The 13,803-nt window shown below is 29.1% G+C and carries 11 protein-coding genes; 3 read left to right on the top strand and 8 right to left on the bottom strand.

Annotated features, from left to right (window positions below):
- Nucleotides 1–975, bottom strand: coding sequence for a beta-ketoacyl-ACP synthase III (locus E5347_RS00915; protein WP_136003641.1), 975 nt, complete (start codon nucleotides 973–975; stop codon nucleotides 1–3).
- Between the two features lie 473 nt (nucleotides 976–1,448).
- On the opposite strand from E5347_RS00915, the gene E5347_RS00910 reads away from it, so the two are divergent.
- Together E5347_RS00910 and E5347_RS00905 are read left to right on the top strand one after the other, a co-directional pair.
- A complete protein-coding gene (locus E5347_RS00910; RefSeq protein ID WP_136003639.1) occupies nucleotides 1,449–2,531 on the top strand; it encodes an NAD(P)H-dependent flavin oxidoreductase in 1,083 nt (360 codons plus the stop codon).
- A gap of 357 nt (nucleotides 2,532–2,888) precedes the next feature.
- Complete coding sequence (locus tag E5347_RS00905) at nucleotides 2,889–3,704, top strand: VanW family protein (protein ID WP_136003637.1); 816 nt, start codon at nucleotides 2,889–2,891, stop codon at nucleotides 3,702–3,704.
- A gap of 159 nt (nucleotides 3,705–3,863) precedes the next feature.
- Here the strand turns inward: E5347_RS00905 and E5347_RS00900 are convergent, their stop codons facing one another.
- The 5 genes from E5347_RS00900 to E5347_RS00880 form a co-directional block, all read right to left on the bottom strand.
- Nucleotides 3,864–5,600: an oleate hydratase gene (locus E5347_RS00900; protein ID WP_136003635.1), complete on the bottom strand. Its 1,737-nt coding sequence runs from the start codon at nucleotides 5,598–5,600 to the stop codon at nucleotides 3,864–3,866.
- Nucleotides 5,601–5,809: 209 nt separating this feature from the next.
- Complete coding sequence (locus E5347_RS00895) at nucleotides 5,810–6,676, bottom strand: NAD(P)/FAD-dependent oxidoreductase (protein ID WP_136003634.1); 867 nt, start codon at nucleotides 6,674–6,676, stop codon at nucleotides 5,810–5,812.
- 14 nt (nucleotides 6,677–6,690) lie between these two features.
- Nucleotides 6,691–7,005 carry a thioredoxin gene (gene trxA / locus E5347_RS00890; RefSeq protein WP_136003632.1) on the bottom strand — a complete coding sequence of 105 codons (315 nt, stop codon included), beginning with the start codon at nucleotides 7,003–7,005 and terminating at the stop codon, nucleotides 6,691–6,693.
- 176 nt (nucleotides 7,006–7,181) lie between these two features.
- Nucleotides 7,182–8,894, bottom strand: a complete 1,713-nt coding sequence (locus E5347_RS00885) for an ABC transporter ATP-binding protein (protein WP_136003630.1) — start codon at nucleotides 8,892–8,894, stop codon at nucleotides 7,182–7,184.
- A gap of 120 nt (nucleotides 8,895–9,014) precedes the next feature.
- Nucleotides 9,015–9,437, bottom strand: coding sequence for a YaaR family protein (locus E5347_RS00880; protein ID WP_136003628.1), 423 nt, complete (start codon nucleotides 9,435–9,437; stop codon nucleotides 9,015–9,017).
- Nucleotides 9,438–9,561: 124 nt separating this feature from the next.
- Here E5347_RS00880 and E5347_RS00875 point away from each other — a divergent pair, with 124 nt between their 5' ends.
- Nucleotides 9,562–12,177 carry a calcium-translocating P-type ATPase, PMCA-type gene (locus E5347_RS00875; protein ID WP_136003627.1) on the top strand — a complete coding sequence of 872 codons (2,616 nt, stop codon included), beginning with the start codon at nucleotides 9,562–9,564 and terminating at the stop codon, nucleotides 12,175–12,177.
- 279 nt (nucleotides 12,178–12,456) lie between these two features.
- Here the strand turns inward: E5347_RS00875 and E5347_RS00870 are convergent, their stop codons facing one another.
- Together E5347_RS00870 and E5347_RS00865 are read right to left on the bottom strand one after the other, a co-directional pair.
- The gene (locus E5347_RS00870; protein WP_136003625.1) at nucleotides 12,457–13,140 is read right to left on the bottom strand and encodes an amino acid ABC transporter ATP-binding protein; all 684 of its coding nucleotides are present in this window, start codon (nucleotides 13,138–13,140) and stop codon (nucleotides 12,457–12,459) included.
- An 11-nt stretch (nucleotides 13,141–13,151) separates the two neighbouring features.
- Nucleotides 13,152–13,793 carry an amino acid ABC transporter permease gene (locus E5347_RS00865; protein WP_136005818.1) on the bottom strand — a complete coding sequence of 214 codons (642 nt, stop codon included), beginning with the start codon at nucleotides 13,791–13,793 and terminating at the stop codon, nucleotides 13,152–13,154.
- Nucleotides 13,794–13,803 lie beyond the last annotated feature (10 nt).

Below are 13,803 nucleotides of genomic sequence, written 5' to 3'. Positions count from 1 at the left end.
CTAAAATTTAATTAATGTGCTAGCCCAGGTTAATCCTCCACCAAAGGCTGCTAAGATTATTTTGTCTCCCTTATTAATAAGGCCTTTTTCAGAAAGCTCACTTAATGCTATTGGAATACTTGCTGCTGAAGTATTTCCATATTTATCAACATTAACATAAAACTTTTCCCTATTTACTTTAAGTCTTCTTGCTGCTTCATCTATTATCCTTGAGTTAGCTTGATGAGGAACTATATATTTTATATTTTCTAAATTCTCATTCCCCTTATCTAAAACATCATTTACTATCTCTGGTAATATAGATACTGCAAACTTAAAGACCTCCCCACCTTTCATTTCTATATATCTTTTTTCTATATTTTCACTTTTTGCAAAAGGTGTGTTTAAATTAATTTCAGCTGCTACTAAAGTTTTTTCTCCTAGTTTTCCATCAGATGCAAAACAAGAACTAATAATTGAATTTTCATCAGAAGCTTCAATCACCATTGCCCCTGCTCCATCACCGAAAAGTACACAAGTACTTCTATCTGACCAATCAACTATTTTAGATAAAACTTCTGCTCCTATAATCAGTGCTCTTTTCTTACCTGCAGATTTTATTAAACTATCTGCTATAATTAAAGAATATACGAATCCGGAGCAAGCTGCTGATATATCAAAGGCAGCTGCATTTTTGCAGTCTAAAAGCCCTTGTACACTACACGCTGTAGACGGCATTATCTTATCTGGTGAGGTTGTAGCTACGATTATTAAATCAATGTCATCTTTACCGCAATTACTGTTTTTTAAAGCATTTAATGCTGCTTTATAAGCAATTTCCACAGTACCTTCCCCATCAGATATTCTTCTTTCCTTAATTCCAGTTCTCTTTACTATCCATTCATCAGAAGTTTCTACTATTTTTTCTAAATCAAAATTAGTAACTACATTTTCTGGACAATACTTACCAACCCCCAGTATTTTAACTCCTTCCATTTAACGCCTCTTTCTAAAATAAATTAAAATTTATTTTTTTATCAAATATTTTTATTATCAAAGCATTTGTTTGTAATAAATTAATACTTAATCTTTGTAGCCTTACTTTAAGCTATTAAATTCTATACTCTACCAATCATATTTATGAATTTCTATTCAAATATTTTGACTGTCAAAGTAATATCACCATAATAATACCATTTTTTTGTTTTGTCAATAATAGTAATTTAAATTTAATAAATCATATTTTTCTTAAAGATACATTTTTTTAATCATAAATTAAAACTTAATAATCTATTCTTTCAATTACTCCATTTAATTTATATATTATTTTTACTTCTAAACTCCATAGAAGTAAGTTACTGTAAATTATTTATAAAACATATATTGTCTTTTTTTAATTTGTAGATTATACTAATAATAATATTTTGATAATCAAAATATTATTATATCAAACTAAAAGGAGATACATTATGAATATAAAACCATTAATAATTGGTGATTTAATAGCTAAAGTCCCTATAATCCAAGGGGGAATGGGAGTTGGAGTGTCTTTATCTAATCTTGCTGGTAATGTAGCAAAGAATGGTGCTATAGGCGTTATTTCAGCTGCTCACCCAGGATATATGGAGGAAGATTTCGAAAAAAATACCCTTGCTGCAAACTTAAGAGGATTAACTAAACATATAAAAAAAGCAAAAGAAATAAGCTTAAATGGTATTATTGGTGTTAATGCCATGGTAGCTATGAATAACTATATAGAACATGTTAAAACAGCAATAGAGGCTGGAGCTGATTTAATTATTTCAGGTGCTGGATTACCTCTAAACTTACCAGAAATAACTGCAGGAAGCTCAATTAAAATAGCTCCTATAGTGTCTTCTGCTAAGGCTTGTAAATTAGTACTTAGTTACTGGAAAAAGCATTTTAATAGAACTGCTGATGCTGTAATTGTAGAAGGCCCATTAGCTGGTGGTCATCTAGGTTTTAAGAAAAACAATCTAGATAATGATATAGTTAATTTCGATAAATATGTATCAGCTGTAATTGAAGAAGTTAAAAATTTTGAAAAAGACTTCGACAAAAAAATCCCTGTAATTGTTGCTGGCGGCGTATTTACTCATGAAGATATGATGAGATACTTAAATCTTGGAGCAAGTGGTGTTCAAATGGCTACAAGATTTGTTGCAACACATGAATGCGATGCTCATCCCAACTTCAAAAATGCTTTTGTAAATTGCAAAAAAGAAGATATCGAGCTTACAATTAGTCCCGTAGGAATGCCTGGAAGAGCAATAAGAAATAAATTGACTGAAACATTAAAAACTCAAAGAGTTAAAATCACTAAATGTTATGACTGTTTAATTCCTTGTAACCCAGGTACTACTCCGTACTGTATAAGTTCTGCCTTAATTAAATCTGTAAAAGGTGACGTTGAAAATGGATTGGTATTCTGCGGTGGAAATGCCTATAGAATTGATAAACTTTTATATGTTAAAGAATTAATTGATGAGATGATGGGACAATCTTTAGCACAGCCAGAAATTATAATTTAATGTTAAAACTCTAAGAGTTTTAACATTACTGAAATAATTAAAAAATTAAATATTTAAATAATGAAAGAATTATGGAATAAGCTCCTAGAGAGTTTGGATGATAAGATCCTCCTAATTTAGCTTTGCTAAATTATTTCCTTAATTCTTTCATTTTTATTTAATAAAATAATACTATCATTCTTTAATTCATTTATTTCATAATCTTCATTTCTTTATTTTTTCCATTCATAATTTCCACTTCCATATTCTATACTAAATATTGCCTAATCTCAAAAATTAATTTATATATTTAACTACTTGTATATATTATCCCTTTATTTTACAATTATATTGTATTATCTTTTAGGAGTTGAAATTATGACCTATATTGAGAAAAAGCCTATTAATCGAAGTAAATTAAGATTAACTTTAGGACAATCTTACTATAAAATGAGAAAATATTTTTACTGGTGGTTCTCTCAAAATACATATAGTAAAAATATTAATAAAGATACTTTAAACCATGTAATTTTCACACACAGTACACCTCTTTATAGAAAGTTACTTAATGTTGATATGTCATTACAACATAATAAAGTTGAAAATTTAAAACTAGCAATACAAAAGCTAGATGGGGTTATTATTATGCCTAGTGAATACTTTTCCTATTGGAAACTAATCGGAAAACCTACTTATGGAAAAGGTTATAAAGATGGGATGGTTCTTAGCCCTAATGGTGACTTTGAATCTGGTGTTGGTGGAGGTTTATGCCAATTATCTAATTTAATTTATTGGATAACTTTACATTCCCCTCTAACTGTTACAGAACGATATAGACATAGTCATGATGTTTTTCCTGATGTAAATAGAACCCAACCCTTTGGTTCTGGTGCTACATGTTTTTATAATTACTTAGATTTAGAAATAAAGAACACTACCAAAACTCCTTATCAGCTTAAACTATATCTTACAAAAGAAAATCTTATAGGTGAATGGCGCTCAACTGAAAGATGTAATTATAGATATGAAGTTTACGAAAAAGAACATTCAATGACTCCTGGATTTTTTGGTCATTATATTAGAAATAATGTACTATATAGAAAAGTTTATAATATTGCTAACGAAGAAATTAATGATGAATACATCACTGAAAATCATGCATTTATGATGTATCAACCATATATAGGTAATTGATAAAGGGTAATTGCTAATTATAATTATAAGTTGAGAATAAATTATAAAATAAAAGAGTTGAGGAAGTTTTTCATTACAAACATTCTCAACTCTTTCCCTTTTAATTTTTCATTTTAAACTTTTAACTATTAACTTATCCCTATTTTTTATTTCTTAACTCTAGCTATATGATTTCTTTAACGCTTTTAATAAAACTTTTTTATCCTTCTTATAAGGCGTTACAGGTATTATTGACTTATGAGTAACACCTAATAATTTATATACTGCTATTCTTGCAGCTCTAACAGAATATTCTTCAGTAAATACCATATCTTCAGGTATTTCTACAAATTGACTTATTAATGCAAAGTTTGTAGAACCTTCTGGAACAACCTTAGGTCTATCAGTCATTTTTCTTGGTTGGAATTGAGCATCTATATATGGCATCATACATGGTATAACATTAACTATGTCTTCCATAATTTCATCTTGTTTATCTTCAAAATGTAAATGATGTAATAATTCTATTAAAATTTCTTCACCAGTACATTCTTTCATTGGCTTCTTAACATAGTCTCCTTCCTTATCTGTATAAAGTCCATATCCCCAGAAAATAGTAGTATCCATTGGTTGGTTCTTAAAGTGAGGTTGGGCAGCAACTACAATACTCATTAACCAACTTGAATCTTTAAATGTCATTAAAGCTCCACTTCCAGGTATATTACCAGAGAATTGCTCAATTAGCTTTAATAGCTTATTACCTTTGCAAGTAACTGTGAAGCTTTCCCAATTAGTTTGCTCTGGATGATTAAAGAATGGAACTGGATTACCAAGTCCTAATTTCTTCTTTGCTATCCTTTCCCAAAGGTCTCCTGAAGGAGGATTACTTGGAAGATATTCTGGTGCAGTTTTTAAATCTCCTAAAGTCGCGCAATCAGTCATACATCCATTCGTTACTATGCATAAATCTTCATCTCTTAACTCAATTATGCTTTCTTCATCCTCTGACTTTATATGAATTGCTGTAGCAGTTATTCCATCTCCTGGTTTAAAATCTATATCTGTAACAGTAGCATTGATACTGAAATCTACATTATACTTATTTAAATACTCCTTTAAAGGTAATATTAATGATTCATACTGATTATATGGAGTACGAGTAACACCTTCTAAAGTTTCTATACGAGAAAATTCAAATATCATACGTTCCATATAACGCTTAAATTCAAATAAACTAGACCACTTTTGGAAGGCAAAAGTAGTTTGCCACATATACCAGAAGTTTGTAGTAAAGAAATGTGGTGTATCTTTAAACCAATCTTCAATAGTTAAGTCATCTAATTTCTCTTCAGGCATCATCATTAATTTTCCTAAAGCTAAACGATCTGCATTATTGAATCCCATGCTTTTAACATTTAAAATATTCCCATCTTCATCAATTAGCCTTGCTTGTGCATGAGTTGGATGTAAATGATCGAAATTTAATATTTCTTCTGTGACACTCATACCAGGCATATCAATTGAAGGAATGCTACTAAATAATTCCCAGAAGTTTTCATATGTTTCTTCATTTAGCATTCTCCCGCCACGAACTATAAATCCATTTTGAGTATTTCCAGCTCCATCATTACTGCCACCTAATATATTGGCGCTTTCAATAATATGAATATTTTCACCCTTCACTTTACAGTCTCTAATTAAATAAACTGCACCTGCAAGAGAAGCTAATCCACCACCAACAAAGTAGATTTGTCTATCTCCACTTTCTACAAAACCTTCTGAATAAGTTATCATCTTAGCCTTTTTATCATTATTATCTTTTATTTTCTTTGCAGCTGCAATTACTGCTGCTGTTCCTGCTATAGCCCCTACAACTAATAATGGATTAACTTTACTACTTTTATTTCTTTTACTCATTAACCTCACCCTTTCGTAAGTATTTTTATTTCATACTCTTATAATAATACAGTTTCCCCCAATAAAAAAGTATTATCCTAAAAAAAATTGACTAATTAGTACAACTTTATAAATTTATTAAAATATAAAGGATGAAACATTAAAATATCTAGTTTCATCCTTACTTTTTTAAACATTATTTATTCCTTAAAGTTTGTTATTAAAATATACTATTTTTTCTTTAATTCATCTAAGTACTTTACTGCACTTAATGATGCAATATTGCCTTCTCCAGCTGCTTTTATATATTGATATGGTTTTCCTACACAATCCCCTGCTGCAAAGCAACCTTTAATATTAGTTTTCATATATCTATCTACTGAAATATGGTCATCTTCAATTAATAATCCTGGGACTAATTGAGCGGGTGAAATGGAATCCTTTATTATAAAAATACCATCAACTTCAATTTCATTATTCTCTAAAACTAAAGTTCTATTATTAGATTCATTTAATATCTTCTTAGGTTTATCTTTAATAATAGTAATACTATCATTGATGTTATATGGCTCTTTATACATAGGTACATAATATACTTCAGAAGCTATTTCAGATACATAGTTTGCATCCCTTTCTGCTTCTTTGTTATACCCTAATATCGCAACTCTTTTCTTTTTATAAAAATTAGCATCGCAAGTAGCGCAATAACTAACTCCTCTTCCTAAGAATTCAAGCTCTCCTACTAAGGGTTTAGTATATTCAATTCCAGTCGCCAAAATAATTGATGTAGCTTCAAAGGACTTATCATTTGACATTAATACAAAATGACTTCCCATTGCATAAATACTATCTATTCTATATTCAGCTATTTCTATTTCCATTTCTTTAATATGTTCTTGAAATTTTATCTTTAAATCATTTCCACTTATATTAGGAAATCCAAGATAATTATTTATCCCAGGAGCTTTTTCTATTTTACTAGATAAGTTTTTATTTCCAAAAATAATAAAGCTTTTGTTTCTTATTTTTGCATTTAAAGCTGCTGATAAACCTGCAGGTCCACTTCCTACAATTGCAATATCATATCTTTCACTCAAAGTTTCACCTCTAATTATAAATGCTTAGTAACAGCTTCTTTTAAGCTATCCTTAGGCATAAATCCTACTAATGTTTCAACAGGCTCACCATTTTTAAATACTACTAATGTTGGAATACTCATTATATCGTACTTATTTGCTAAATTTTCATTTTCATCCACATCTACCTTTATGAATTTAGCATCTGTAACTTCATTAGATATTTCTTCTACTACTGGAGCTATCATCTTACAAGGACCGCACCACTTTGCCCAAAAATCTACTAAAACTACTCCTTCATTTTTTAAAACTAATTCTTCAAAATTTAATTCACTTCCGTGTTCTACCATATAAACTACCTCCTATTATACCCCTAGTGGGTATCTATATTGATATTTTACTTTATTCTACATAATATCGTCAATAGCATATATTTTAAGAATTTAAATTTATCTTACTATTATTTGATAAATTTAAATTCTTGAAATCATATATACTATATTATATTTTCCTATTTATTATATTTTTATTTCTTTAAATTTAAAAATTGTGATTCATATAATTCTTTATAAAGTCCATCAACCTTTAATAAATCTTCATGACTTCCCTTTTCCTCAATTCCTTTGTCAGTTAAAACTAGGATTTCATCTGCATTTTTAATAGTTGATAATCTATGTGCAACTACTATAGTAGTTCTTCCCTTACAAAGCTCTTCTAAGGATTTTTGAATCATATACTCTGTTGTATTATCTAAAGCTGAAGTTGCTTCATCTAAAATTAATATTGGTGGATTCTTTAAAAATACCCTAGCAATAGAAATTCTTTGTTTTTGTCCACCTGATAGTTTAACTCCTCTTTCACCAATATAAGTGTCATATCCATCATCTAGTTTCATAATAAAGTCATGTATATTTGCTCTTTTTGCTGCTGCTATTACTTCTTCATCTGTTGCATTTTGATTACCATATAATATATTATCCTTTATTGTTCCAGTAAATAAAAACACATCTTGTTGAACTATTCCTATATTACTTCTTAAGGATTCTAAAGTAACATCAAACACACTTTTATCATCAATAGTTATATCACCTTCTGTAACATCATAAAATCTAGGAATTAAGTTGCAGAAAGTAGTTTTACCTCCACCAGAAGGTCCTACTAGAGCAAGCATCTTACCTTTTTCAATATTTAAGTCAATTCCTTCAAGTATGCTCTTTTCTTCATAGCTAAAGTGTACATCTTTAAATTCAATATTTCCTTTAACATCTTTAAGCTCTATCTTTCCATCCTCTTCTGTCTTTTCATCAATTATAGAAGTAAATCTCTTAAAACCAGTCATTCCATTTTGATATTGCTCCATAAAGTTTACAAGCTTTTTAATTGGCTGTGTAAATAATTTTATGTATAAAAGATAAGCAAAGAAATCTCCTAAGTTAATTATATTAAAGTATGTGAAAATCCCACCTGCAATTAAAACTACATAGTCTAAAAAATCTATTCCAAAGCCTACTCCTGCAAAATATTCTGCCATAACCTTATATGCTCTAGATCTAGCTGACTTAAATCTATTATTTCCCTTTTGGAACTTGTCTATTTCATGCTCATGTGAAACAAATGCCTTAGTTATTCTTATTCCTGATAAAGAGTTTTCTAAATTAGAATTAACTGCAGATGTTTCTACTCTAGTTTCCATAAAAGCAGTTAACATCTTATTTTTTTGCTTCCATGTAAATAAAACTATAAAAGGTATAAATGCAAATATAATAAGAGTTAATGGAATATTAATTGTGCATAATACTGTAAAGGAACCAATTAACATTACTAATGAAACAAATAAATCCTCTGGTCCATGGTGAGCAAGCTCTGAAATATCCATAAGGTCATTTATCATTCTGCTCATCAAATCACCAGTCTTATTGTTATCAAAGTAAGTATTAGGTAACTTTTGAAGATGTAAGAACATATCCCTTCTCATATCTCCTTGCATATGTACACCCATAACATGTCCATAATATTGCATAAAGTATCCACATGCTGCTTTTATAAAATAAATAGCTAGCAAAGTTACTCCAAAAACAACTAGCATTCTAATATTTTTATTAGGAATACTATCATTAACTAAATTTCTTGTCATCATTGGATAAACAAGATCACAAGCTGCAGTAGTAAATGCTGCAAGTAAATCAAAGAAAAATAACTTCTTATAGGGTTTATAATAACTAATAAATCTTTTTACCATTTTTCCTCCTTCTATTAGTACATAATTTAGTACGTTTATATATTATTTCTTAATAATTCTTATAACTTATAATATCTTTATTGATAATAATTTTCAAGTAATATACAACATAGTTACAAGTTATCTATAAATATCTACTATTAAACCTTGTATTTCATCTATTGATGAAGCTATATTTAAATTATCTGTTTCACCTTTTAATAGTGCTGTAGTTAATTCTTCAAGCTTAGCATCTATTGTATCTACAGTTATAAAATATTGAGTTTGCCAAAAGCTAATATCTTTTTTTGTGTTATACATAAATTTAAGAATAGATTCTAAATATTCTTTGATCATTTTTTTATATGCTACTACATCTCCATATGTTTTTGTAGCTACTAATCTATTTCCTTTTTTATGTATTTCTTCTATCATTTCTTTAAGTTGTTCTTCAGAACGTCTTTCTTTAGCTTGATTAAAGCTTTGTGAAAAATCTTTTTTTTCTGATACAACTCTTCTATCCTGCTGTATTATTTCTTTTCTATTAATTCTTCCAACTTCCATTTTTCCACCATCCTTAAAGTTATTATAACATTAAATTTAAATTTCCTCACTTCTTCCATGTATTATTATAGCTAAAAATTAATACACTATAGTTATGCATAGTTTTTATAATTAGGAGGTAAAAATGTGGTATAGTAAAAATTCTGATGAAATAATAAAAGAATTATCCTCTAATGAAGTTAATGGGTTATCTTCAAATGAAGCTAAATCTAGACTTGAGAAAAACGGATTAAATAAACTTCAAGGAAAAAAGAAAAAAAGCATGTTTCAATTATTCCTAGCCCAAATTAATGATGTAATGATTTATATATTATTAATTGCAGCTATTATCTCTATAGCAGTTAAAGAAGTTAGTGATGCAATTATAATTTTAATAGTTATCTTTGTGAATGCTATAATTGGTGTAATTCAAGAGTCTAAGGCTGAAAAGGCTTTAGAAGCATTGAAAAACATGTCCACTCCTAAGGCTTTAGTTAAAAGAGATGGAAATATAATAGAAATTCAATCTGAAGAAGTTGTAGTTGGAGATATAGTTATTATCGATGCTGGTAGATATATACCTGCTGACTTAAGACTTATTGAAGCTGCTAATTTGAAAATAGAAGAATCAGCTTTTACAGGTGAATCTGTCCCTTCTGAAAAAAATTCAGAAACTAATACAGATAACTCAGAATTGCCTATTGGTGATCAGCATAATATGGCCTTTATGTCTACGCTAGTAACATATGGTAGAGGTGTAGGTATAGTCGTGGGAGCTGGTATGAATACAGAAATAGGTAAGATAGCAAAAATGCTTGATGCTGAGGAAGATAATACTACCCCACTTCAAAAGAAGCTTGCTCAACTTGGAAAAACCTTAGGGTTTGCTGCTGTAGGTGTTTCTATACTTATGTTTATAGTATCTATGTTCCAAGGAAGAGATTTTCTTGAAATGTTTATGACTTCAATAAGCTTAGCTGTTGCTGCAATTCCAGAAGGATTACCTGCTATTGTTGCAATTGTTCTTGCTCTTGGAGTTCAAAGAATGATTAAAGAAAATGCAATTATAAGAAAATTACCTTCTGTTGAAACTCTAGGATCAGTTAATATTATTTGTTCAGATAAAACTGGTACATTAACAATTAATAAAATGACTGTAAAGAAGTTTTTTGTAGACGGAACAATTATAGATTTAGATAAAATCGATATTAATAATAAAGAAGCAAAACTATTAGTAGATGGTATGATTTTATGTAATGATGCCACCTCAAAGGATGGAAAGCAAACCGGAGACCCTACTGAAGTTGCTTTAATAGAAGTTGGAAATAAACTTAATATACTAAAGGAAGATTTAACAGCTTCTAACAAAAGAATTAATGAAATCCCCTTTGATTCAGATAGAAAACTAATGACTACAGTAAATAATTATAATAATAAAAATACTGTGTTTACTAAAGGGGCAATAGATAGCATATTAAAAATATCAAATAAAATTTTAATAAACAATGAAGTTAAAGAATTTACTAAAGATGAAAAAGATAATGTTTTAGAAGCATCTAATAAAATGTCAGATGATGCCTTAAGAGTATTAGCCTTAGCTTATAAGGAAATTGATAATAACAACATTGTAGTAAATAATCTTGAAACTGATTTAATCTTTGTTGGTCTTATGGGAATGATAGATCCACCTAGAGAAGAAGTAAAATCTTCTATTGATGTAAGTAAAAACGCTGGAATTAGAACTATAATGATAACTGGTGATCATAAAAACACTGCTGTTGCTATAGCTAAAGATTTAGGCATTGCCGAAGATATTTCTGAGGCTATGGCTGGAAGTGAAATAGATACTTATAGTGATGATGAGTTTGTAAAGATTATTAATAATTATAAAGTTTTTGCAAGAGTTTCTCCTGAACACAAAGTAAAGATTGTAAAAGCATTTAAAGCTCACGGTAATATAGTATCTATGACAGGTGATGGTGTTAATGATGCTCCTTCACTAAAAGCTGCTGATATTGGAGTTGCAATGGGTATAACAGGTACAGATGTTGCTAAAGGTGCAGCTGATATGGTACTAACTGATGATAACTTCACCACTATAGTAAAAGCAGTAGAAGAAGGAAGAAATATATTTAATAATATAAAAAAATCCATTATATTCCTTTTAAGCTGTAACTTAGGAGAAGTAGTTGCATTATTTGTTGCAATCTTACTAAACTGGCCTACCCCATTACAAGCAATCCATATTCTATGGGTAAACTTAATTACAGACAGTTTCCCTGCTCTATCTTTAGGAGTAGATCCAGGTGATAAGGGAGTTATGGACTTACCTCCTAAAGCTCCAAATGAAAGTTTATTTGCAGGTAGAATGGGAATTCTTCTAATAATAAATGGTATATTAATTGGTGCTACCACTTTAATCGCTTTTGTATTAGGAGAAAAATTATATCCTGACTCCTTAAAACATGCTCAAACAATGGCCTTTGTAGTACTAAGTGTTTCTCAACTTTTCTATTCCTTATCAATGAGAAACGAAAGAAAATCTATATTCCAAATAGGCTTCTTTAAAAACAAATGGCTACTAGCATCCATAGCTTTTGGTATCCTATTGCAATTTGCAATAATAACAATACCATTTACTGCAAGTATATTTAAGGTTTATTCATTAAGCTTATATGATTGGGGAATAGTAATATTAATTTCACTAATTCCATTTGTAATAAATGAATTAATAAAAGTCATATTTAAATCAAAAAAATAACTGTAAGTATGTAATAAAATGCAAAGCATCTTATTAATTAAAGAATGCTTATAAAAAAATCTTTACAGATTTTTTAAGTACATCTTAAAATAAAGGGGGTTTTGCCATGCAAAACCTCCTTTATTCATTCCTTCATTTTTCATTTTTACTGCTCTCATTTTTATTTAATACATATCATTTCCACAACAAATTCTTTGGCTATTATTAATTGTAATATACTCGCAATGATAAATAGAATATGTCTTATGGAGCATATTCTATTTATCATTGTCGTTATATTCAATTTGTAAATACGTTCCCTTCTAGGAGAGTTCCATTCTTCATTGAATATATTTTATCCGCTACTTTTTCTGCAAAATCCATATCATGAGTTATTATAAGCATACTCATTCCATCTTTTGCAAGGGATCTTATTAGTTCGGCTACTTCTCCTGTTAAACCTGGATCTAAAGCTGATGTAGGTTCATCAAAGCACATTAATTTAGGCTTTAAAGCTAAAGCTCGTCCTATAGCTACTCTTTGCTTTTGTCCTCCTGACAGTTCATAAGGATAACTATCTATTTTATTTTCTAATCCTAAAAATCTTAGTATCTCTTTTGCATCTTCCTTTGCCTTAGTTTCTTTTTCCCCTAAAACCCTAATTGGTGCTTCTATTAAATTCCCTAATACACTCATATGAGGAAAAAGATTAAAGTTTTGGAATACTAATCCTATAGATTTTCTTACTTCATTAAAATCTTTCTTTTCCTTATAAACTCCATTTTCACATAAATAATTATTTTCTATCATAATAGTCCCTTCATCACAAAACTCCAGTCCATTTACGCATCTTAATAAAGTTGTTTTACCACCGCCAGAAGGACCTACTATAACTGCTACTTCTCCTGAATTTACTTCAAGATCTATTCCATTTAAAACTTCAGTTTCCCCAAAACTTTTCTTTAACCCCTTAATCTTAAGCATATCCTTCCCTCCTATTGATAATAATCAAACTTCTTCTCCATAGTCTCTAAAAGCTTTGTTAGTATTCCATTGAATACTAAGTAAAATACTGCAACTACTACAAATGGCATAATAGACGATAGCCTATTAGATGCTATTTTCGCTATCTTTAATAATTCATCTAAACCAACTACATAAATTAATGATGTATCTTTAACTAAAGTTACTACCTCATTGGCAACAGGTGGAAAAACTCTTTTTAGAGCTTGAGGTAGTACTATTCTAAAGAAAGTATCTTTTTTACTTAGTCCAAGTACCTCTGCCCCTTCAAATTGTCCTTTATCTATAGATAATATACCTGCCCTAAATATTTCACCAAAGTATGCCCCATAATTTAATACCATAGCTAAAATAGCCGCTGGAAATCTCGGTATATTTATATTAATAAGAGGTAATCCAAAGAATATAAATAAAATTTGTAATAATAAAGGTGTTCCTCGTAAAATTAAAACATAGATTCCAGTAATAGATTTTAGTATTTTTATTTTAGATATTCTTCCTAAGGCAATTACTACTCCTAAAGGTATTGATAATATTAAGGTTATCGAAAATATTCCTATAGTTACCTTTAAGCCTTCTAATGCTTGAGGAATAAATTCCATAATTTCATTTATTAATTCCAAG

It is taken from the genome of Clostridium sartagoforme (assembly GCF_004794105.1).
GTDB lineage: Bacteria > Bacillota > Clostridia > Clostridiales > Clostridiaceae > Clostridium > Clostridium sartagoforme_B.
This window is presented reverse-complemented; position numbering and strand designations above follow the sequence as displayed.